Source organism: Phaeobacter sp. QD34_24 (assembly GCF_028890115.1).
Classification (GTDB): Bacteria; Pseudomonadota; Alphaproteobacteria; order Rhodobacterales; family Rhodobacteraceae; genus Phycobacter.
Window position 1 is genome coordinate 1 of record NZ_JARCJD010000025.1, and the last position, 19,443, is coordinate 19,443.

Here is a 19,443-nt window from a genome sequence, read left to right on the forward strand (position 1 = left end):
AGATCAGACATGTTACCGCTCGATTTTCGAACCGTGAATCACGCCGCTGGACGGAAATCAATGGGTCCTGACCCTAGCAAGGCAGAACAAGATGCAGAACATCGTTTCGATCGAATGGTTGGTTTTGGCAGCCCTCTGTGCGGCAACCGCAGCCGTCGCGGTCTGGTGGCTGTCCCCCGGCGCCCACGGCAAATCGCTGGAGCAGGACCTGCTGTCCAGTGACGGGCGGACCGATGCGGTGTTCCTGTTCGACGACACCACTCTGATTGGATGGTCATCGGGCGCGCGCAAGTTCATCGGCGAACATGCCGAAAGCTTCAGCTGGAACATGCTGCGCGATCAGCTTGCCCGCAACTATCCCGGCCTGCCGCAATCCCCCGGTTTCCTGAAGGATGTCGGCCCACTGGTCCTGTCCGGTACCGCCGCCGCCGAAAGCCGCGAAGCGCACTGCGAATGGATCGACGGGATCACCCGCGTGCAATTGCGCCGCTCCACCCTGGAAGAGCAGAACCGGTCCCTGGACCAGGAGCTGACCACCCTGCGCGCCGCCGTGCATCAGGCGCCCTACCCGGTCTGGCTGCAATCGGACGAAGGCGCGATCACCTGGTCGAACCTTGCCTATGACAACCTCATCCACAAGATCCGCGGCCGCGAGTCGGACGTGACGGACCCCTTGTTCACCAATCTTGAAAAGCCGAAATTCAGCGGCAAGCCCGAGCGGATCTCGATCCCGCTGCCCGAGAGCAATAAGCAGCTCTGGTACAATATCTCCACCACGGAAACCGAGGCCGGCTGGCTGTGCCATGCGGTCGATGTGAACGCGGTGGTGGATGCCGAAGTGGCCCAACGGAATTTCGTCCAGACCCTGGCAAAGACATTCGCCCAGCTTTCCATTGGTCTTGCGATCTTCGACCGCAACCGTCAGCTGGTTCTGTTCAACCCGGTTCTGGTCGATCTGACCGCCCTGTCGCCGGATTTCCTCAGCTCGCGCCCCAATCTGATGAGCTTCTTCGACCGCCTGCGCGATCAGCGCATGATGCCGGAACCGAAGGACTACACCAGCTGGCGCCAACAGATCGAAGAGCTGCTCGCCGCCGCCGCCGAGGGCCGCTATCAGGAAACATGGTCGCTGCCGTCGGGTTCGGTCTATTCCGTGTCGGGCCGCCCGCATCCCGATGGTGCCATCGCCTTCCTGTTCGAGGACATCACCGCCGAGGTGACCCTCACCCGTCAGTTCCGCTCCGAGCTGGAGATGGGCCAGTCGATCATGGATCAGATGGACGAAGCCATCGCGGTCTTTGCCAATGATGGCACCATGACCTTCTCCAACACCGCCTATCACGGTCTTTGGAAGATGGATCCCGATGCCAGCTTTGCCAAAGTGTCGATCATGGATGCCAGCCGTGTCTGGCAGGACACCTGTGCTCCCACGCCGGCCTGGGGCGAGATCCGCGATTTCGTGGCCGCCAGCGAGACACGCCAGCCCTGGTGGGCAAAGGTGAAGCTGCGCGACGGCACCCCGCTGATGTGCAAGGTCACCGGCATCCAGAACGGCGCCACCATGGTCAGCTTCCGCGATCCGCAAGCCAGCCTGCCGCGCGCCGATCAGGAACGTTTCGCGATCACTGATCAGAGCTGAGATGCAATCCCGTCCGGCGCCCCATGCGCCGGGCAATCCCGCTTGCAGCGACGGGCCCACGAGGCCATTGTGTCGCCATGACGACAAGCCCTGCATCCTGCACCCTCCACACAGCCGAAGACACCGCCGCACTGGCGAAAAAGATCGCCGGGGCCGTAGGCCCGGGCGATTGCCTGCTTCTGGAGGGCCCCATTGGCGCCGGAAAGACCCATTTCGCCCGCCATCTGATCCAGTCGCTGCAGAATCCTCCCGAGGATGTGCCCTCTCCCACCTTCACGCTGGTGCAGACCTATGACGTGGCTGCCGGGGAACTCTGGCACACGGACCTGTACCGCCTGACCTCGCTGGACGAGATCGAGGAACTGGGTCTGATCACCGCCTTCGACGAGGCGATCACCCTGGTGGAATGGCCGGACCGGCTGGCCGAGCTGACCCCCGCCCATGCCCTGCATCTGACCTTTGCCCTTGATCCCGACGACGAAAACGCGCGTCAGTTGACGCTCGAATGGGGTGATAAGAAATGGCAGCCCCTGATGGAACGGATCTTGCCATGACAGACAGAACAGAGCTGATTACCACCTTCCTGGAGCAGGCCGGATACGGCAGCTGGACGCGCAGCCCGCTGGCCGGGGATGCCTCCATGCGCCGCTATGAACGGCTCAGTTCAGCGCAGGGGGAGACCCTGGTGCTGATGGATGCGCCACCAGAGAAGGGCGAGGACATCCGCCCCTTTGTCGAGGTGGACAGCTATCTGCGCGCACAAGGCGTCAGCGCACCGGAAATCCTGGCGGAAGATGCGGAAAACGGCTTTCTCTTGACCGAGGATCTGGGCGATGCACTGTTCAGCACTGTCATCCGTGACGACCCGAGCCAGGAAATGCTGCTCTACCGCGCGGCAACCGACCTGCTTCTTGCCCTGCATCGCGCGCCGGTGCCGGATCTCGCCCCGCTTGGCCCGCGTGTGATGGCCGAAATGGCCAGCCTCGTGATGACCTCCTACCGTGCAGGCATCCTGGGAGAAGAGGACGAGGTTCTGACCCATCGGTTCGAAGACCAGTTCGAGGACATCCTGCGCCACAGCGTCAAGGGCGACATGGTCTTCGTACATCGGGATTTTCACGTGCAGAACCTGTTGTGGCTGCCACAGCGAGAAGGCATTGCCCGCGTCGGCGTCATCGATTTCCAGGACGCGCGCACCGGCCATCCGGCCTATGATCTGGTCTCGCTTCTGCAGGACGCGCGTCGTGACGTGCCCGCTGGGGTCGAGATGCAGATGATCGACCACTATATCGAAGCATCCGGCGTTGATGCCTCGGGCTTTCGCACCGCCTATGCCGTGATCGGCGTGCAGCGCAACCTCCGCATCCTTGGCATCTTTGCGCGGCTGTCGCAGGAGATGGGAAAACCGCAGTACCTGGAGCTGATCCCACACGTCTGGGCGCATGTCATGCGCGGGTTGGAGCACCCGGCCCTGGCAACCCTGTCAGACTGGCTGCGCAACGAATTGCCTGCGCCCAGCGCCGAAAACCTGGATAGGCTCAGATAGATGGACTGCGATCTTCCCCGTTCCGTGATGGTCTATGCGGCCGGTTTCGGCACCCGCATGAAGGCGCTGACCCGTGAGATGCCAAAACCGATGATCCCGGTCGCCGGGCGGCCGCTGATCGACCACACGCTGGATCTCGCCCGCGCGGTTGATCCCGAGCGTATCGTCGTCAACACCCACTACAAGGCTGCGATGCTGCAGGATCACCTGGCGCCGCAGGAGGTTCTGATCAGTGACGAGCAACCCGCGATCCTGGATACCGGCGGCGGGCTTCGCCATGCGCTGCCGCTCTTGGGCGATGGGCCTGTCTATACCTCAAACTCGGACGCGATCTGGGCCGGGCCCAACCCGTTTCAGATGCTGCGCGCCGCCTGGGATCCGGTCCGGATGGATGGTCTGATGCTCTGTGTGCCACTGGCCCGTGCGGTTGGGAGGCAAGGTGGCGGCGATTTCTCCGCCGATGCCACGGGGCGTATATCCTGGAGCGGCGATCTGGTCTGGGGGGGCGTGCAGATCCTCAAGACGGACGGATTGCGTGCCATCGATGAGGCCGCCTTCTCCACCCGCCTGCTGTGGAACCCTATGATCGAAGCCGGGCGCCTGCTGGCGCTGGAATACCCCGGTCACTGGTGCGATGTGGGCCATCCCGAAGGCATCACCCTGGCCGAACAAATGCTCGCAGGTGCGCATGTTTGAGAGCCAAGACAAGCCCCGCGTCTTTGCTCTGCCCTGCGGCGTCGATTTCCCACGCGCGCTGGTCGATGGGCTGATCGCCCGCAGCGCGGGCCAGCCCCCCGAGGCGCTGGCCCGCGCCGAGGTGATCGTCAACACCGCTCGGATGCAGCGGCGGGTGCGCAGCCTGTTCGATGCCGGTCCCACATTGCTGCTGCCGCGCCTGATGCTGCTGACCGATCTGGCACAGCGCGCCGCGCGCAGTGGTCTGCCCCCGGCTCTGCCCGCCCTGCGCCGCAGGTTGGAACTCTCACAGCTGATCGCCAAGCTGCTCGATGCGCAGCCGGATCTGGCCTCTCGCGCCTCGCTTTACGATCTCTCCGACAGCCTGGCGACGCTGTTTGACGAAATGCAGAGCGAGGGCGTCAGCACGGACTCCATCCGCAATCTGGACGTTTCCGACCTCTCCGATCACTGGTCGCGGGCGCAGCAATTCATCGCCATCGCCGATGAATTCGTGGACCGCACAGATGACGCCATGGATAAGGAAGCCCGGCAGCGGCAGGTGGTGCAGACCCTGATCGAACAATGGCAGATCGCCCCGCCGCAGCACCCGGTGATCCTTGCCGGCTCCACCGGATCGCGCGGCACCACCCTGATGCTGATGGAGGCGATCGCCCGCCTGCCGCAGGGCGCCGTGGTGCTGCCCGGGTTCGATTTCGACCAGCCGGACCGCGTCTGGGCGGGGCTCGACGATCCGCTGATATCGGAAGATCACCCGCAGTACCGGTTCTACAAGCTGATGAAGGATCTGGAGCTGTCGCCCCGCGATGTGCAGCCCTGGACCATGGACAGCCCGCCCTTCCCGGCGCGAAACCGCATGGTCTCGCTCGCGCTGCGCCCGGCCCCCGTCACCGACGCCTGGATGAGCGAGGGACCAAGCCTGACCGATCTCGACCACGCCACGGATACGGTGACGCTGGTCGAGGCCCCGAACCCGCGGGCCGAGGCGCTCACCATCGCGCTGCGCCTGCGCCAGGCTGCCGAAGACGGGCAGAGTGCCGCCCTGATCACACCCGACCGGATGCTGACGCGGCAGGTTTCGGCCGCGCTCGATCGCTGGGACATCCTGCCAGACGATTCCGCCGGCCAGCCTCTGCAACTGTCACCACCCGGCCGCTTCCTGCGCCATGTGGCAGAGCTGTTCTGTCACGAGCTGACTCCGGACAGGCTGCTGACACTCCTGAAACACCCGCTGACCCATGACGGACCAGAGGCCGCACGCGGGGAACATCTGCGCCACTCCCGCGATTACGAGTTGCACCTGCGCCGCAATGGTCCTCCCTTTCCCGATGCAGACAGCTTTGCCGCCTATGCCGCCGCGCATGAGTTGATGCCCGGCTGGGCCGATTGGCTGAGTGAACATTTCGCCGCTCAGACCGTCTTTGGCACCTTGCCCCTGTCGGATTGGATCACCCGCCTGCGTGCCCGCGCCGAGGGCATCGCCACGGGCAGTCAGGCAGATGGCAGTGGCACCCTCTGGGACAAGAAGGCGGGTCAGAAGGCGCTAGAGGTTATTGCCGATCTCGAAGACAACGCCCGCTACGGCGGCGAGATGACCGCGCGCGACTTTGCCGATCTCTTGGGCGCGCTGCTGGCACAAGGAGAAGTGCGCGACCGCGATGCGCCCTATGGCTCGATCATGATCTGGGGCACTCTGGAGGCCCGGGTGCAGGGCGCCGATCTGGTTATCCTTGCGGGCCTCAACGAGGGCAGCTGGCCCGAGGCTGCCAGCCCCGATCCCTGGCTCAATCGCCAGATGCGCCACAAGGCGGGGCTATTGCTGCCCGAGCGGCGCATCGGTCTGTCGGCGCATGATTTCCAGCAAGCTGTCGCCGCGCCCGAGGTCTGGCTGACCCGCGCCGTGCGATCCGAAGAGGCCGATACCGTGCCGTCGCGCTGGCTCAACCGGATGCAAAACCTGCTGCGTGGCCTGCCGGATCAGGGCGGGCGCGCAGCATTGGACGCCATACGCGCCCGTGGTCAGATCTGGCTGGACTGGGCATCGGCGCTAGAGGTGCCACTGCTAAGCGATCCGGCCCAGCGCCCTGCTCCACGCCCGCCAGTTGCGGCGCGCCCGCGACAGCTGTCGATCACGGAAATCCCGAAGCTGATCCGCGACCCCTATGCGATCTACGCCAAACACGTGCTGCGCCTGAAACCGCTGGACCCCTTGATGCGCGAACCCGATGCGCTGCTCCGAGGTATCGTGGTGCACAAGGTCTTCGAGGATTTCATCCGCGACAGCCGTGACAACCCCGATCTGCTGACACCCGAGACGCTGATCGAGCGCACCCGCGCCCAATTGCAGGCCGAGGTTCCCTGGCCCGTCGCCCGCAGCCTGTGGCTGGCCCGGATCGCCCGCATCGCTGAAAGCTTTGTTGCCGGTGAGCAGACCCGACGCGCCGCCGCGCTCCCCTCGGGGTTTGAAAAGAAGGGCACGGTGCGCCTGGATCCGCTGGATTTCCACATCACAGGACAGGCGGACCGGATCGACGTGGACGCGCGCGGTTGCCTGCATCTGTTCGACTACAAGACCGGTGATCCGCCGACCGATAAACAACAGCGCTCCTTTGACAAGCAGCTGTTGATCGAGGCCGCCATGGCCGAACAGGGCGCCTTTGCAGACTATGGCGCGGCGCGGGTGGAGCGGGCTGTGTTCATCGGCCTGAAATCCCCGATAAAGGAGGTGCCCGCCCCGCTGGCCGATGAACCTCCGGCCAAAGTCTGGTCCGAACTCAAGACGCTGATCGAGGCCTATTTCGACCCGGCGCAAGGCTACAGCAGCCGCCGCATGGTGCACCGGGACGATTTTGCCGGGGATTACGATCATCTGGCACGCTACGGCGAATGGGATCGCAGTGACATGCCCAAGCCGGAGGATCTGACATGAGCGCTCCCCGCGATGCGGCCTCTGAAGCGCAGTTTCGCGCCGCCCGGCCCGATGCCTCCACCTGGCTGGCGGCCAATGCCGGATCGGGCAAGACCAAGGTTCTGACCGACCGGGTGGCACGGCTTTTGCTGAAGGGCGTGCAGCCGCAGCACATTCTGTGCCTCACCTACACCAAGGCCGCCGCCAGCGAGATGCAGAACCGCCTGTTCCAGCGTCTAGGCGAATGGGCGATGCTGGAGGATGTTGAGCTTGCCAATGCGCTGAATGATCTCGGCGCCGGCGATGTGGCCCATGGCGCGGGGCTGGCGCAGGCGCGCACGCTCTTTGCCCGCGCGATCGAAACGCCCGGTGGCCTCAAGATCCAGACGATCCATTCCTTCTGTTCCTCCCTGTTGCGCCGCTTCCCGCTCGAGGCCGGCGTCAGCCCACAATTCGCCGAGATGGAAGACCGCGCCGCCACGCTGTTGCGCGGCGAAATCGTGGAGGACATTGCCAAGGGGCCAGAGGCGCATCTGGTCGATGCACTCGCCCGCCACGTGGCGGGCAGCGATTTCGACGAGCTGACCGCCGCCATCTGTCAGCGCCGCGCCGAGTTTGCAGACCCCCTGGACCGCGCGGGCCTGCTGAGGCTGTTCGACCTGCCCGAACAGTTTGACGCCGCCACACTGGAAGCCTTGGTGTTCCTTGGCGGTGAGGCTGACCTGCTGACCCGCACCCGCGAAATGCTGGCGACAGGCGGCACAAACGATCAGAAGGCCGCCGCGAAACTGGCCGGGATCGGCACGCCCTCTATCGAAGATTTGCCCGTGTTAGAGTCTGTTTTCCTGACAGGCGCCAGCGCCAAAGAGCCGTTTACCGCCAAGATTGGCAGCTTCCCGACCAAGAAGCTGCAAAAGGACAATCCCGACCTGATGGATCGGCTTGAACCCTTCATGCTGCGGGTGGAGGATGCCCGCGCCAAACGGCTCGCCTTGATGGCGGCGGATAAATCCGAGGATCTGCACGCCTTTGCTTCCGTGTTCCTGCCCGAGTACGAGCGCCGCAAGCAGCTGCGCGGATGGCTCGACTTTGATGATCTGATCCTGAAGGCGCGGGGCCTTTTGAACGATCCCGCGGTGGCGGCCTGGGTGCTCTACCGCCTGGATGGCGGCATCGACCATATCCTGGTGGACGAGGCGCAGGACACCAGCCCTGTGCAATGGGACGTGATCGAGAAACTGGCGCAGGAGTTCACCTCGGGTGCCGGGGCGCGCTCCGAGGTGGAGCGCACGATCTTTGTCGTCGGCGACAAGAAACAGTCGATCTACTCCTTTCAAGGCGCCGACCCCGATGCCTTTGACCGGATGCAGCAAGAGTTCGGACAGCGTCTGGCCGAAACTGGCGCTGGCCTTCAGAACGCGGCGCTGGAGTTCTCCTTCCGCTCCTCGGCGGCGATCCTGAAACTGGTGGATCTGGTATTTCAGGACTTTCCCCGCGCAGGATTTCACAAGGATTCGCTGCACCGCGCCTTCAAATCCGACCTGCCGGGGCGGGTGGATCTTTGGCCTGCGGTGGACAAGCTGGACGAGGAAGAGGATCGCGACTGGACCGATCCCGTGGACCGGCCTGGCGCACGCCATCACACGGTGATCCTGGCCGAACGGATCGCCCGTGAGATCAAGCGGATGATCGATCAAAAGATCACCATCCCCGAAGACGGCCCCACCCGCGGCACCTTCCAGCGCCGCCCGGTGCATGCAGGCGATTTCCTGATCCTGGTACAGCGCCGGTCCGAGCTGTTTTCCGAGATCATCCGCGCCTGCAAGGCAGCCCGTCTGCCCATCGCCGGGGCCGACCGGCTGAAGGTGGGCGCGGAACTGGCGGTGAAGGATATCGCCGCGCTTCTGTCCTTCCTGGCAACACCCGAGGATAACCTGTCGCTGGCCGCCGCGCTGAAATCGCCGTTGTTTGGCTGGTCCGAGCAGATGCTCTTTGACCTTGCTCATCGCCGCAAACCGGGCAGCTATCTGTGGACGGCCCTACGGGAGCGGGCGGCGGATTTTCCCGAGACGATGGAGATCCTCGACGATCTACGCGGGCAAACGGATTTCCTGCGCCCCTATGACCTGATCGAACGGGTTCTGACCCGGCACAAGGGGCGGCAAAAACTGCTCGGCCGTCTGGGCCCCGAAGCGGAAGACGGGATCAACGCGCTTCTGTCCCAGGCACTGGCCTATGAGCGCACGGATATTCCCAGCCTCACCGGGTTCCTTGTCTGGATGCAAACGGATGATCTGGAGATCAAACGCCAGATGGGCGCGGCTGGCGACATGATCCGGGTGATGTCGGTGCATGGCTCCAAGGGGCTGGAGGCGCCGATCGTGATCCTGCCTGACACTGCCAAACGCAAGCCGCCCATGGATGCCGAAATCATGGTGGCCGAGGGCGCGCCGCTGTGGCGGGTTCCGAAGGATCAAATGCCAGCAGCCATGGGGGCCGCCCGCGAGGCCGCGCAGGAGAAGCAACGCAACGAACGGCTGCGGCTCTTGTATGTGGCTCTGACACGGGCGGAGAAATGGCTGATCGTCGCCGGCGCCGGGGAGCTCTCGAAAGAGGGCGATAGCTGGTACCAGATGGTCGAAGGCGCCCTGCGGTCCGGCGGCGGGGTCGAAGCCGATATGCCTGGCGGGCCGGGCCTCAGGATGCAGCATGGCGATTGGGACGGGCTGGAGCTGGTCCATCGCGATGCGCCCGAAACCAAAGCGGTTTCCCTCCCGGATCTGTTCACGCGCCCTGCGCCCGCCTATGTGGCGCCCGAGGCGACCCTCAGCCCATCGGAGCTAGGCGGCGCCAAGGCCCTGCCCGGCGATCTGGGGCTGGAGGAAGAGGCCGCCAAGGCGCGCGGAACCGCCCTTCACCTGCTATTGGAACATCTGCCGGGCCAGCCCGAGGAAACCTGGCCCGCTCTTGCACAGGCGCTGCTGAACGGGGCTGAGATCGCCGAGACCCTTCTGGATGAGGCCAGCGCCGTGCTGCGCAATCCCGATCTTGCCCATGTGTTTGCACCGGAAACGCTCGCCGAGGTGCCTGTCACCGCCGCTATCGATGGGGTGCGCCTGCATGGGGTGATCGACCGGCTGATCGTCGGGGCCGACAGGGTTCTGGCAGTGGATTTCAAATCCAACGCCACCGTGCCGCAAACCCTGGCCGCCTGCCCTGAAGGATTGCTGCGGCAAATGGGCGCCTATGCCCTGGCGCTGGCGCAGATCTACCCGGAGAAAACCGTGGAAACCGCCCTGCTATGGACGCGCAATGCGACCCTCATGCCCCTGCCGCACGATCTTGTGACTGCGGCCTTTGCGCGGCGCGGGGAACCTTGACGAGTCCTTAAGCCCTACCTAGGTTCTGCAGCAAGTTGCCATTCATCTCAGGAGACATGAGCATGTCCACCGTAGCCGTCACCGACGAAACATTTGACGCCGAAGTCAAGAACTCCTCCGTTCCCGTAGTGGTGGATTTCTGGGCCGAATGGTGTGGTCCCTGCAAGCAGATCGGCCCCGCTCTCGAAGAGCTCGCCGCCGAATACGGCGACAAGGTGAAGATCGCCAAGGTCGATGTGGACAGCAACCCGAACTCTGCCGCCGCCATGGGCGTGCGCGGCATTCCGGCGCTGTTCATCTTCAAGGACGGTCAGGTTGTGTCCAACCGCGCCGGCGCCGCCCCCAAGGCCGCGCTGCAAAGCTGGATCGACGACAGCATCTGATCCCGCCTTTGAAGGTACGGATTTTCAAGGGGCGCCCAAGGGGCGCCCCTTTTCCTTGGCACTTGCCCATCGATCGAAAACATGTGCTTCGCTATTTCGACGTGCGGGAAAACACCATCTTCTGGTTGGCCAGCTTGTCCTGATCCCCGACCCAAGCGTAGCACAGCAGCGACGGGTTATGTTCGGCCACGGTGATGCGATGAAGCTGCCCCGGCGGGTTGAAGATCAAGGACCCCGGCGCATAGACGCCCTGGTCGTTTTCCGAAACGGCACCAGACAGGCAGATATAGCTTTCCGAGATCCCGTCATGGGCATGGGCAGGATAGGTGCATCCCGGCGCAAACAGCACCAATCCCAGGATCACCTCGTCGGTCATCACCGGGCCGGTGGGGCCGGCCAGTTCGGCATAGGCATATCTGCGCTCCAGCCCACGCGGCACCTTTTCATAGCCGTATTGCCAGACCAGATGGTCGCGCACGGCTTCGATCGCGCGGATAAAGGCGCCGTGACGTTCCTGCCGCCCATTGTCGAGCGCCCGCTGCAAATGCGCCGTCACCGGTTTGTCGACACTGGCACCGGCGCGCACTTCGGCATTGGATTTCAGAACCCGGCTGATCCGCTCGCGAACCATGCGCTGGTGGGCGCGGATCTTGACGCTGCCACCGGCCGACAGGCGACGATAGAGCTCGTAGAAGTCCCTGAGGAGATATTCCCATTCAGGGCATTCCCTGAGACGTGTCTGATCTGTCATGCCCCTGTCCCCTTTGTTGGCCTGCGCCAAACATGTCATCCGAGTTCACCGCCTCTATCTTCGGCGCGACGGCCTGGTGTCGCATTCGGAACCCAAAGCACTTCCGACCCTTTCCTCCGTTCTCCATTCCCGGCAAAGTGAGTGCAAAGAACAGGAGGATCCTCATGGCCAAAACCCGGGTATTGGTGGAGTTCGGCATGGGCACATCCCTGCGCCGCGCCGATTACACCGAAGCGGCGAAACGTGCGATCAGGGATGCGCTTTGGCACAACTCGGTCAATATGGCCGAGCTGTTCGATTTCCCGAAGGAAGCGATGATCATCGATGCCGAGATTGGCGTGCAAGAGCCCGATCAGGTCGATGCAGAGGCCCTGAAAGAGATCTTCCCCTATGGTCGCCCCGATATCCGCATCAGCAAGGGCGGCCTTGATATCGACAAACCCGGCGGTGGCAAGACTGTCATCGCCAATGCCGCCGTGATCGTCTCGTTCCAGATGGAGGCCGTGTGATGGCAGACAAACGCATCATCCTGGAAATGGGTACCGGCAACGACCTGTACGGCCAGGACTACACCAAGGCAGCCCGACGGGCGGTGCAGGATGCGCTGCATCATTCCTCGATCACTCTGTTTTCCGAACTGGGGATCGATCACAGTGAAATGCGGGTCGAGGTCACCATCGGTGTGCAAAACCCCGAAGCCGTGGATTGCGATCTGGTCGCCTCCGATCTGCCGCGCGGGCGGGCAAGGGTGCGGGCCGTGTTTGGCGGGCTGGATGTGGCGGGCGCGGATGGCAAGGCGCCGCATGTGATCGCCACGGCAGCTGTGGAAGCCTGGCTGCCGGATCAGGCGGGGCGTTATCGCTGGTCGGAGTAGCCCCCCAGAATAGCGAAAAGCCGCCCTGGGATGGACGGCTTTACTAGCGATAAGATGTCATTGGAAAGTCTGCCTGTCAGATCTTTGCAATGTCGTCGCGGGTCAGACCGATATCGGTCAGCTGGGCGTCGCTCAGACGGGACAGAGCGCGGCGGGTGATGCGGGCTTCGCGCGCGTCACGGAATGCAGATTTTGCGTTGAGGACAGTATCCACCACGCGCAGAACGGCAACAGCGCCGAGCGGTGCATGGATGTTTGCAGTTGTGGCCATGTGAAGGCTCCTGAAATAGCGAAACCGGCCCCATGCCGGTTCTGAGGCCCATGTAGGAAACCAATGTGAGTCTCACAATTGCCGGTTTTACAGCCCCGATCTGCGTGTGATGCATAACAAATGAACAGTTTGTTAACTTTTGCCCCAGCACCCCCCTGCGCGATACGCCCAGATACAAGGTTGAGCATGCCGCCCCCAGCGCCCATATATGCTGCAACGAGATTGGAGGCGCATATGGCAGACGACCAGTTCCCCGGATGGCACGGGACCACCATTATCGGTGTCAAGAAAGACGGGCTTGTGGTGATTGCCGGCGATGGGCAGGTCTCTTTGGGGCAGACCGTGATCAAGGGCAGCGCCCGCAAGGTGCGCCGCCTGTCGCCGGGCGGCTATGATGTGGTGGCGGGCTTTGCCGGGTCAACCGCCGATGCCTTTACCCTGCTGGAGCGTCTTGAAGCCAAGCTGGAAGCCACCCCTGGCCAACTGGCCCGCGCCAGTGTGGAGCTGGCCAAGGACTGGCGCACCGACAAGTACCTGCAAAAACTCGAAGCGATGCTCATCGTCACCGATGGCACCGACCTGTTGGTGATCACCGGGGCCGGCGATGTGCTAGAACCGGAACATGATGTGGCCGCCATCGGATCGGGGGGCAACTTTGCCCTGGCCGCCGCGCGCGCCATGATGGACAGCGACAAATCCGCCGAAACCGTTGCCCGTGAAGCCATGGCGATCGCCGCGGATATCTGCGTCTATACCAACGGTAACCTGACGGTTGAAACCATCGGGGCGGGTCACTGAGGTGTCGGACATCGACCGCAACGACCTGCGCGCCGCAGTTGGCTCGGGCCTGTTGAGCGAGGCCCAGGCGGCCTCGCTGCTGGCCCTGGCCCAAAGCCGCAAGGGCGCGCGGGAGAACCTCGCCGAAGGTGATGAGCCGTTTGAGCTGTTCAAGGGCTTCAACGAGATCTTCATCGTCATCGGCCTGTTGATCCTGGCCTCGGGCTGGGCGGCGGTCACAGCAACCAATCTGGCGGTCAGCGTCGGTGGCTATCAGGGCAAGACCGTCACCGCTGCCATCCTGGGTGCCGCGGTGCTTTGGGCCCTGTCCGAGTATTTCATCCGCCGCCGCCGCATGGTGGCCCCGGCGATTGCCCTGTCGATCCTATGGGCCTTAAATGCCGGGATGGGGCTGACAGCGCAGTTTTCCCAGCCCTTCATGATGGCACAGTCGGATTACTCCAGCATGCAACTGCCCATCGCGCTTTGCACCGGGGCGATTGCGATCTACTGGCTGCGGTTCAAGGTGCCCTTTGCCATGGCGCTGATCGCGCTTGGTGTCTTTGCGCTGGCGCTGTTGATGGGGGCGATCCGCATGGGGACCCCTGCGGATATCGGCGAATTCTTCCTGCTGTCCGCCTCTGGTCCCTTTGCCTGGATCACGCTGCTGGTGGGGCTTGCGGTCTTCATCGTTGCGATGGTCTTTGACATGAGCGATCCGCACCGGGTCACCCGCCGCTCGGCCCAGGGGTTCTGGCTGCATGTGGTGGCGGCCCCTGCCCTGGTGAACACCATCGCTCTGACCCTGCTGGAAAACGGCAGCAACGGCGCGCATCTGCTGCTTCTGGCGGTGCTGGTCGGTTTTGCCTTTGTCGCCATCGTGATCGACCGGCGGTCCTTCCTGATCGCCGCCATCGGCTATAGCGTGACGCTGGCAGGCACCGTCTTCGATGGCGAAGGCGCTGCTTCCACCATCCTGGTGCTCGGCGTCTTCCTGGTGGCGCTGGGGGCCTTCTGGACCCGCATTCGCGCCGCGCTTCTTTCACCCTTGTCCGGGCTGGTGCCGCTGGATCGGCTGCCGCCCTCTCATTGATACGGGACTATACATGACTGACCTCACCCCCCGCGAAATCGTTTCCGAACTGGACCGATTCATCATCGGCCAGAAAGAGGCCAAGCGCGCCGTTGCCGTCGCCCTGCGCAACCGCTGGCGGCGCAAGCAGTTGGGCGATGACCTGCGCGACGAAGTCTATCCCAAGAACATCCTGATGATCGGCCCCACCGGCGTCGGCAAGACCGAGATCAGCCGCCGCCTGGCGAAACTCGCCCGTGCGCCTTTCATCAAGGTCGAGGCCACCAAGTTCACCGAAGTGGGTTACGTGGGCCGCGACGTGGAGCAGATCGTGCGGGACCTGGTGGATACCGCAATCCTGCAGACCCGTGAATTCATGCGCGAAGATGTGAAGGCCAAGGCCCATAAGGCGGCCGAGGATCGCGTCATCACCGCCATTGCCGGCGCCGAAGCCCGCGAGGGCACCCGCGAGGTGTTCCGCAAGAAACTGAAATCCGGTGAACTGGATGACACGGTGATCGAGCTGGAGGTCACCGATACCTCGAACCCGATGGGTGGCATGTTCGACATTCCCGGCCAGCCGGGCAGCCCCATGGGCGGCATGATGAACCTCGGGGATCTCTTCGGTAAGGCCATGGGCGGGCGCACAGTAAAGAAACGCCTCACCGTCGCCGAAAGCTACGAGGTGCTGATCGGCGAAGAGGCGGACAAGCTCTTGGACGATGAAACCGTCACCCGCACCGCGCTGGAATCGGTTGAACAGAACGGCATTGTCTTCCTGGATGAGATCGACAAGGTCTGCGCCCGCTCGGACGCGCGCGGCGGCGATGTCAGCCGCGAAGGCGTGCAGCGGGATCTGCTGCCGCTGATCGAGGGCACCACCGTCAGTACCAAACATGGCCCCGTAAAGACCGACCATATCCTGTTCATCGCCTCTGGCGCCTTCCATATCGCCAAGCCTTCGGACCTGTTGCCGGAACTGCAGGGCCGTCTGCCGATCCGGGTCAATCTGCGCGCGCTCAGCGAAAAGGACTTTATCCGCATCCTGACCGAGACCGACAATGCGCTGACCCGACAGTACACCGCACTGATGGGCACCGAAGAGGTCAAGGTTACCTTCACCGAGGACGGCATCGCGGCCCTGGCCAAGATCGCCGCCGAGGTCAATCAGGCGGTGGAAAACATCGGGGCCCGGCGTCTTTACACGGTGATGGAGCGGGTGTTTGAGGAACTGTCCTTTACCGCACCGGACCGGGCCGGCGAGGCGATCACCGTCGATGCAAGGTTCGTGACCACAAACCTTGGCGAGCTGAGCCGGTCAAACGATCTCAGCCGCTACGTGTTGTAAACGGCAAGCAACCCGTAATTTCTGATGCATGCCGCTTGGAACCGGGCGGCATACATCCTATCCATGGTCCTGTTTGGTTTTGGACGGCGCAGATGCGGTATTTTCGGGTATTTCTCTATCTATTCCTGCTGGGCGCAGCGGCCTGCACGCCGCGCCCCTATTCGCCCACCATGCCCGAGGCGCTGGAGGTCGGCACACCAAAAACGGTCTTTGCCGCAACCATCCGCGACCCCCGCCCCGAGGGAGGGTTCGGGGTCGGGCGAACCGACGGCTATCACCTGCTGGAGCTGACGGTGTCGATCCCGCCGGAGCGCAAGCCGGGACAGCTCATCTTCGGCGGCGAGGCCCCCGATCCCAACCGCGAGTTCACCATGGCCGCGCGCCGGGAATTCGACAGTCCCGCCGCGTTCTCGGCACGGATAGATCATGAGCTGCAGCAGTTTGCGCCGGATGAGCGCGATATCACCCTCTTTGTGCATGGGTTCAATTCCACCCAGTCCGAAACCGCCTTTCGTGCCGCCCAGCTCACTCATGATATCGGCGTGCCGGGTGTCACCGTAGTCTATTCCTGGCCCAGCCTCGCCAGCCCGTTGGGCTATGCCTATGACGCCGACAGCGTGATGTTCGCGCGGGACGGCTTGGAGCGTCTTCTCAAGGACCTGAGTCGCACCAAGGCCCGGCGCGTGGTTCTGGTGGCGCATTCGATGGGGTCGATGCTGGCCATGGAGGTCCTGCGGCAGATCGAGATTGAAACGCCGGGCTGGGCACATAGAAATCTTGAAGGCGTCATCCTGATGTCGCCGGATCTTGATCTGGATGTGTTCAAAAGCCAGATGAGCCGTATCGATCCGGTGCCGCAGCCCTTCCTTGTTTTTGTGTCCCGCAAGGACAAGATCCTGACCCTGTCACAGCGCCTGCGCGGAACGCACAGTCGCTCGCGGCTTGGCAATCTGGCCTCGGTGGAAGAACTGAACACCCTGCCGATCAGCATCATCGATACAACCGCCTATGCGGATACGGCGGATTCCGGCCATCTGGTTGCAGGCACCTCCCCTGCCCTGCTGACCATCCTCAGTGCCGCCCGCGCAACAACGCAGGCCTTTGAGCGCGGCGGGCTTGTCTTCAACACCATCCTGCCGCCCCCCGTGGTCGAGGAAAAGCGCGTCAAGGATCTGTCGCTTGTACGGCTGGTTGACAGCCCGCGTTAAGCCGAGGCTCAGGACCCATTAATCCTACGCCACTGGCGCCAAATCCACGAGATATCAGGGGTTTGGCGCGCGCCGTGCATATGGCTCTATTCGCAAGCGTGACAAGCCACTGAGATGAAGTGGATTTGACGTCCTTCGGATTGGACGGAATTTCCGCCTGCTTGCCTCTCAATGCTTTGAAATAGAACCACTATTGCGGCAGCATTGCTTGTGAGCAGACAGTAATTCTGTCAAACCAGTGGCGTAGGATTAATGGGTCCTTAGCCTAACGACTGCGGCGCAGGTAGATGTAATAGGCGCCCTCTCCTCCGTGGCTGATGTGAGCCGGTGTCACCTGCAACACGGCCTGCGCCAGCGGGGGCAAGGCCAGCCATTGCGGCACCCGGTGGCGCAGCACGCCGCGCGGTGTCGGGATCGGTCCAGGCTCGTCCCGGTCCTTGCCCTTGCCCGTCACCACCAGCACCAACCGCTTGCCCGAGGCCTGCGCCGTGAGGATGAACCGCGTCAACGCCGGATGCGCCGTATCGACACGCATCCCGTGCAGGTCAAGCTTGCCCTCGGGGCGCAGCTTGCCGCGCTTCATCCGGCGATAGGCTTTTTCATCCATCTGCACGGGTGCTCTGGACAGGGACTGCGCAACCGGTGCCTTCAGATCGTGTTTGCCCGGCTTTCCCTGCGCCCGGCTGCCAATGCGAAACCCCTCGATCTGCGGTGCGGCATGGGCATGTGGGGTCTTCTTCGGCTTGGGTTTGGGCAGCGGCAGGTCCGGCGGCGTCGAATGACTGCCCGGATGCAGCTGCTCTGCATGTTTCACGACCTTGTGCCACAGGTCGATTTCTTCCGAAGTCAGCTTGCGGCGGGTCATCAGTAGCCTTCCGGCAGCATGGCATAGGCACGCTGGATCGGCAGCAGAACCACCATCCGCCCCGGATCGCGCAACCGGCCGGCCGCCTGTCCGGCTTCGTCTCCGGTGCCAAAGAAGATATCGGCGCGCTGCGCGCCCTTGATCGCCGACCCGGTATCCTGGGCAATCATCAAACGCCGCAGCGGCGATTCACCATCCTTTTCCACCCAAACCGGCGCCCCAAGAGGCGTGTACTTCGGATCGACCGCGATGCTGCGCATCGCCGTGACAGACCGGTTCATTGCCCCAAGCGGCCCATCGGTGGCGCGCACCCGGCGCACTTCGCGAAAGAACACATAGGACGGGTTGTGCAGCAAGAGTTCATGACCGGCGACCGGGTTGCGCCTGACCCAGGCCTTGATAACCTGGGCACTGACCTGATGCGCCTTGTAGATGCCTCGACGCACCATTTCCGCGCCAACCGAGCGATAGGGATGCCCGTTGGCACCGCCATAACCGACCCGGACGGTAGAGCCATCTTGCATGCGGATCCGACCAGAACCTTGTATTTGCAGAAAGAACAGCTCTACCGGATCATCGACCCAGGCAATCTCAAGTCCACGGCCATCCATCACACCGCTGGTCAGGATGTCACGGCGCGGCAGCCAAAGATCGGTCCGGCGCGCTTCCTGGGGCATGCGGTAGACAGGGTAGCGAAACCGGCCCGTCGGATAGCGGGAGCCATCCAGCTCCGGTTCGAAATATCCGGTGAACAGCGCGGTGTCCGCCCCATCCTGGATCAGCACGGGACGAAAGAACAGTTCGAAAAACCGCCGCGCCGCATCCGGTGTTTCGGATTGGGCTTGTGATTGAGCCAAGGCGCAAAGGCTTTGCCAATCGGGATCGTCCAGATCGGCGCAGGTGCCCAGGAATACCTCCAGGGCCTCGGCGTGATTGTCCTCTTCCCAGCCCTGAAGCTGGGAGAAGTTCAGCAGGGAATAGGCAGTCTCGCCGGTTGCGCCCGAGGCGGTCATGGCAGCGCCAAGAATGGCTGCTGCCCGCAATGCCGCCCGGAGCGCACCAATCATGCGTCCGTAGCCACCAGTTGCCAGTTCGGATCGCTTGCGCCCATGGCGCGGGAGAAGGTCCAGGTGTCCTTCAGGCGCTTGATGGCCTTGGGGTCGCCCTCGACGATCTCACCCTCCGCGTTGCGCACCACCGAAGTCATCTCGGCAACGAACCGCATGGTGATTTCGGCAGTACGGGTCGCCTCGTCAAACCGGGCGTCCTCGACCGCGGTTTCCCGCACGCCGATGAATTCGGCCTCGATGGTCAGCCCCTGATCCTCGCGCTGTGCCACGGCATCGACAAAGCTTTCATAGACATCTTCGGCCAGGAAGGGCTGGATCTCATCGAGATTGCCGTTTTCAAAGCCCATCAGGATCATCTCATAGGCACCGCGCGCGCCTTGGACGAAATCCTGAACCTGGAAGGAGGACTCGGTCCGTTTCATCGCGGCAAGGGCCTCCGCCTGTGGCGAGCCTTCGGCGACGTAATCGATGATATCGCGGTCGGGGCCGCCTTCGATCACCTCGAACCCCGGGCGTCGTTTCTCGGCCGCAGGCATCTGCGGCGGCGTTGGCTTTTCGAACCCGTCACGGGTGCCCAGGACGCTTTTCAGGCGCAGGATCAGGAAGACGGCAATGCCGGCCAAAACCAAAATCTGAATCAAGGGCGACTCCATGT

18 protein-coding genes are annotated in these 19,443 nt (G+C 63.3%); 13 read left to right on the forward strand and 5 right to left on the reverse strand.

Annotation, left to right across the window (positions count from 1 at the left end; all coding sequences use genetic code 11):
- Positions 1–91 precede the first annotated feature (91 nt).
- The 7 genes from PXK07_RS16605 to trxA all read left to right on the forward strand — a co-directional run bounded on the left by PXK07_RS16605 (position 92) and on the right by trxA (position 10,552).
- A complete protein-coding gene (locus PXK07_RS16605; protein ID WP_274849468.1) occupies positions 92–1,639 on the forward strand; it encodes a PAS-domain containing protein in 1,548 nt (515 codons plus the stop codon).
- Positions 1,640–1,716: 77 nt separating this feature from the next.
- Complete coding sequence (gene tsaE, locus PXK07_RS16610) at positions 1,717–2,193, forward strand: tRNA (adenosine(37)-N6)-threonylcarbamoyltransferase complex ATPase subunit type 1 TsaE (RefSeq protein WP_274849469.1); 477 nt, start codon at positions 1,717–1,719, stop codon at positions 2,191–2,193.
- Entirely contained in the window at positions 2,190–3,185 is a 996-nt protein-coding gene (locus tag PXK07_RS16615; protein ID WP_274849470.1) for an aminoglycoside phosphotransferase family protein, read from the forward strand. Before tsaE ends, PXK07_RS16615 begins: the two co-directional genes overlap by 4 nt.
- Positions 3,186–3,881 carry a nucleotidyltransferase family protein gene (locus PXK07_RS16620; protein WP_274849471.1) on the forward strand — a complete coding sequence of 232 codons (696 nt, stop codon included), beginning with the start codon at positions 3,186–3,188 and terminating at the stop codon, positions 3,879–3,881. It abuts the gene before it with no gap.
- Positions 3,874–6,810, forward strand: a complete 2,937-nt coding sequence (gene addB / locus PXK07_RS16625; RefSeq protein ID WP_274849472.1) for a double-strand break repair protein AddB — start codon at positions 3,874–3,876, stop codon at positions 6,808–6,810. Before PXK07_RS16620 ends, addB begins: the two co-directional genes overlap by 8 nt.
- Positions 6,807–10,169 (forward strand): double-strand break repair helicase AddA, encoded by a 3,363-nt coding sequence (gene addA / locus PXK07_RS16630; protein ID WP_274849473.1) that lies wholly within the window; start codon positions 6,807–6,809, stop codon positions 10,167–10,169. The genes addB and addA overlap by 4 nt, the downstream gene beginning before the upstream one ends.
- Positions 10,170–10,231: 62 nt before the next feature.
- Complete coding sequence (trxA, locus tag PXK07_RS16635) at positions 10,232–10,552, forward strand: thioredoxin (protein WP_274849474.1); 321 nt, start codon at positions 10,232–10,234, stop codon at positions 10,550–10,552.
- A gap of 91 nt (positions 10,553–10,643) precedes the next feature.
- Here the strand turns inward: trxA and PXK07_RS16640 are convergent, their stop codons facing one another.
- A complete protein-coding gene (locus PXK07_RS16640; RefSeq protein WP_274849475.1) occupies positions 10,644–11,303 on the reverse strand; it encodes a dimethylsulfonioproprionate lyase family protein in 660 nt (219 codons plus the stop codon).
- A 164-nt stretch (positions 11,304–11,467) separates the two neighbouring features.
- On the opposite strand from PXK07_RS16640, the gene PXK07_RS16645 reads away from it, so the two are divergent.
- Both PXK07_RS16645 and PXK07_RS16650 read left to right on the forward strand, forming a co-directional pair.
- The gene (locus PXK07_RS16645) at positions 11,468–11,812 is read left to right on the forward strand and encodes a Lin0512 family protein (RefSeq protein ID WP_274849476.1); all 345 of its coding nucleotides are present in this window, start codon (positions 11,468–11,470) and stop codon (positions 11,810–11,812) included.
- A complete protein-coding gene (locus tag PXK07_RS16650; protein ID WP_274849477.1) occupies positions 11,812–12,177 on the forward strand; it encodes a Lin0512 family protein in 366 nt (121 codons plus the stop codon). Before PXK07_RS16645 ends, PXK07_RS16650 begins: the two co-directional genes overlap by 1 nt.
- A gap of 76 nt (positions 12,178–12,253) precedes the next feature.
- Here the strand turns inward: PXK07_RS16650 and PXK07_RS16655 are convergent, their stop codons facing one another.
- Positions 12,254–12,448 (reverse strand): DUF1127 domain-containing protein, encoded by a 195-nt coding sequence (locus PXK07_RS16655; RefSeq protein WP_274849478.1) that lies wholly within the window; start codon positions 12,446–12,448, stop codon positions 12,254–12,256.
- A gap of 234 nt (positions 12,449–12,682) precedes the next feature.
- Here PXK07_RS16655 and hslV point away from each other — a divergent pair, with 234 nt between their 5' ends.
- The 4 genes from hslV (at position 12,683) to PXK07_RS16675 (ending at position 16,853) form a co-directional block, all read left to right on the forward strand.
- On the forward strand, positions 12,683–13,246 hold the full coding sequence (gene hslV, locus PXK07_RS16660) for an ATP-dependent protease subunit HslV (RefSeq protein ID WP_274849479.1): 564 nt from the start codon (positions 12,683–12,685) through the stop codon (positions 13,244–13,246).
- 1 nt (position 13,247) lies between these two features.
- Positions 13,248–14,318 carry a hypothetical protein gene (locus PXK07_RS16665; RefSeq protein WP_274849480.1) on the forward strand — a complete coding sequence of 357 codons (1,071 nt, stop codon included), beginning with the start codon at positions 13,248–13,250 and terminating at the stop codon, positions 14,316–14,318.
- A gap of 13 nt (positions 14,319–14,331) precedes the next feature.
- A complete protein-coding gene (hslU, locus tag PXK07_RS16670; protein WP_274849481.1) occupies positions 14,332–15,645 on the forward strand; it encodes an ATP-dependent protease ATPase subunit HslU in 1,314 nt (437 codons plus the stop codon).
- Between the two features lie 92 nt (positions 15,646–15,737).
- Positions 15,738–16,853: an alpha/beta hydrolase gene (locus PXK07_RS16675; RefSeq protein ID WP_274849482.1), complete on the forward strand. Its 1,116-nt coding sequence runs from the start codon at positions 15,738–15,740 to the stop codon at positions 16,851–16,853.
- Between the two features lie 265 nt (positions 16,854–17,118).
- Here PXK07_RS16675 and PXK07_RS16680 read toward each other — a convergent pair whose 3' ends face one another.
- Genes PXK07_RS16680 through PXK07_RS16690 form a run of 3 tightly spaced genes read right to left on the reverse strand, consistent with a single transcriptional unit; the run spans position 17,119 to position 19,441 of the window.
- A complete protein-coding gene (locus PXK07_RS16680; RefSeq protein WP_274849483.1) occupies positions 17,119–17,718 on the reverse strand; it encodes a Smr/MutS family protein in 600 nt (199 codons plus the stop codon).
- Positions 17,718–18,785, reverse strand: a complete 1,068-nt coding sequence (gene mltA / locus PXK07_RS16685; protein ID WP_274849484.1) for a murein transglycosylase A — start codon at positions 18,783–18,785, stop codon at positions 17,718–17,720. The genes PXK07_RS16680 and mltA overlap by 1 nt, the downstream gene beginning before the upstream one ends.
- Positions 18,782–19,441: a Tim44/TimA family putative adaptor protein gene (locus tag PXK07_RS16690; protein ID WP_274849485.1), complete on the reverse strand. Its 660-nt coding sequence runs from the start codon at positions 19,439–19,441 to the stop codon at positions 18,782–18,784. The genes mltA and PXK07_RS16690 overlap by 4 nt, the downstream gene beginning before the upstream one ends.
- Positions 19,442–19,443: the final 2 nt, after the last annotated feature.

Excerpts from the sequence above, each read along its gene's own strand:
- PXK07_RS16605 (WP_274849468.1), top strand. The coding sequence starts at position 92 with ATGCAGAACATCGTTTCGATCGAATGGTTGGTTTTGGCAGCCCTCTGT.
- tsaE (WP_274849469.1), top strand. The coding sequence starts at position 1,717 with ATGACGACAAGCCCTGCATCCTGCACCCTCCACACAGCCGAAGACACC.
- PXK07_RS16615 (WP_274849470.1), top strand. The coding sequence starts at position 2,190 with ATGACAGACAGAACAGAGCTGATTACCACCTTCCTGGAGCAGGCCGGA.
- PXK07_RS16620 (WP_274849471.1), top strand. The coding sequence starts at position 3,186 with ATGGACTGCGATCTTCCCCGTTCCGTGATGGTCTATGCGGCCGGTTTC.
- addB (WP_274849472.1), top strand. The coding sequence starts at position 3,874 with ATGTTTGAGAGCCAAGACAAGCCCCGCGTCTTTGCTCTGCCCTGCGGC.
- addA (WP_274849473.1), top strand. The coding sequence starts at position 6,807 with ATGAGCGCTCCCCGCGATGCGGCCTCTGAAGCGCAGTTTCGCGCCGCC.
- trxA (WP_274849474.1), top strand. The coding sequence starts at position 10,232 with ATGTCCACCGTAGCCGTCACCGACGAAACATTTGACGCCGAAGTCAAG.
- PXK07_RS16640 (WP_274849475.1), bottom strand. The coding sequence starts at position 11,303 with ATGACAGATCAGACACGTCTCAGGGAATGCCCTGAATGGGAATATCTC.
- PXK07_RS16645 (WP_274849476.1), top strand. The coding sequence starts at position 11,468 with ATGGCCAAAACCCGGGTATTGGTGGAGTTCGGCATGGGCACATCCCTG.
- PXK07_RS16650 (WP_274849477.1), top strand. The coding sequence starts at position 11,812 with ATGGCAGACAAACGCATCATCCTGGAAATGGGTACCGGCAACGACCTG.
- PXK07_RS16655 (WP_274849478.1), bottom strand. The coding sequence starts at position 12,448 with ATGGCCACAACTGCAAACATCCATGCACCGCTCGGCGCTGTTGCCGTT.
- hslV (WP_274849479.1), top strand. The coding sequence starts at position 12,683 with ATGGCAGACGACCAGTTCCCCGGATGGCACGGGACCACCATTATCGGT.
- hslU (WP_274849481.1), top strand. The coding sequence starts at position 14,332 with ATGACTGACCTCACCCCCCGCGAAATCGTTTCCGAACTGGACCGATTC.
- PXK07_RS16675 (WP_274849482.1), top strand. The coding sequence starts at position 15,738 with ATGCGGTATTTTCGGGTATTTCTCTATCTATTCCTGCTGGGCGCAGCG.
- PXK07_RS16680 (WP_274849483.1), bottom strand. The coding sequence starts at position 17,718 with ATGACCCGCCGCAAGCTGACTTCGGAAGAAATCGACCTGTGGCACAAG.
- mltA (WP_274849484.1), bottom strand. The coding sequence starts at position 18,785 with ATGATTGGTGCGCTCCGGGCGGCATTGCGGGCAGCAGCCATTCTTGGC.
- PXK07_RS16690 (WP_274849485.1), bottom strand. The coding sequence starts at position 19,441 with ATGGAGTCGCCCTTGATTCAGATTTTGGTTTTGGCCGGCATTGCCGTC.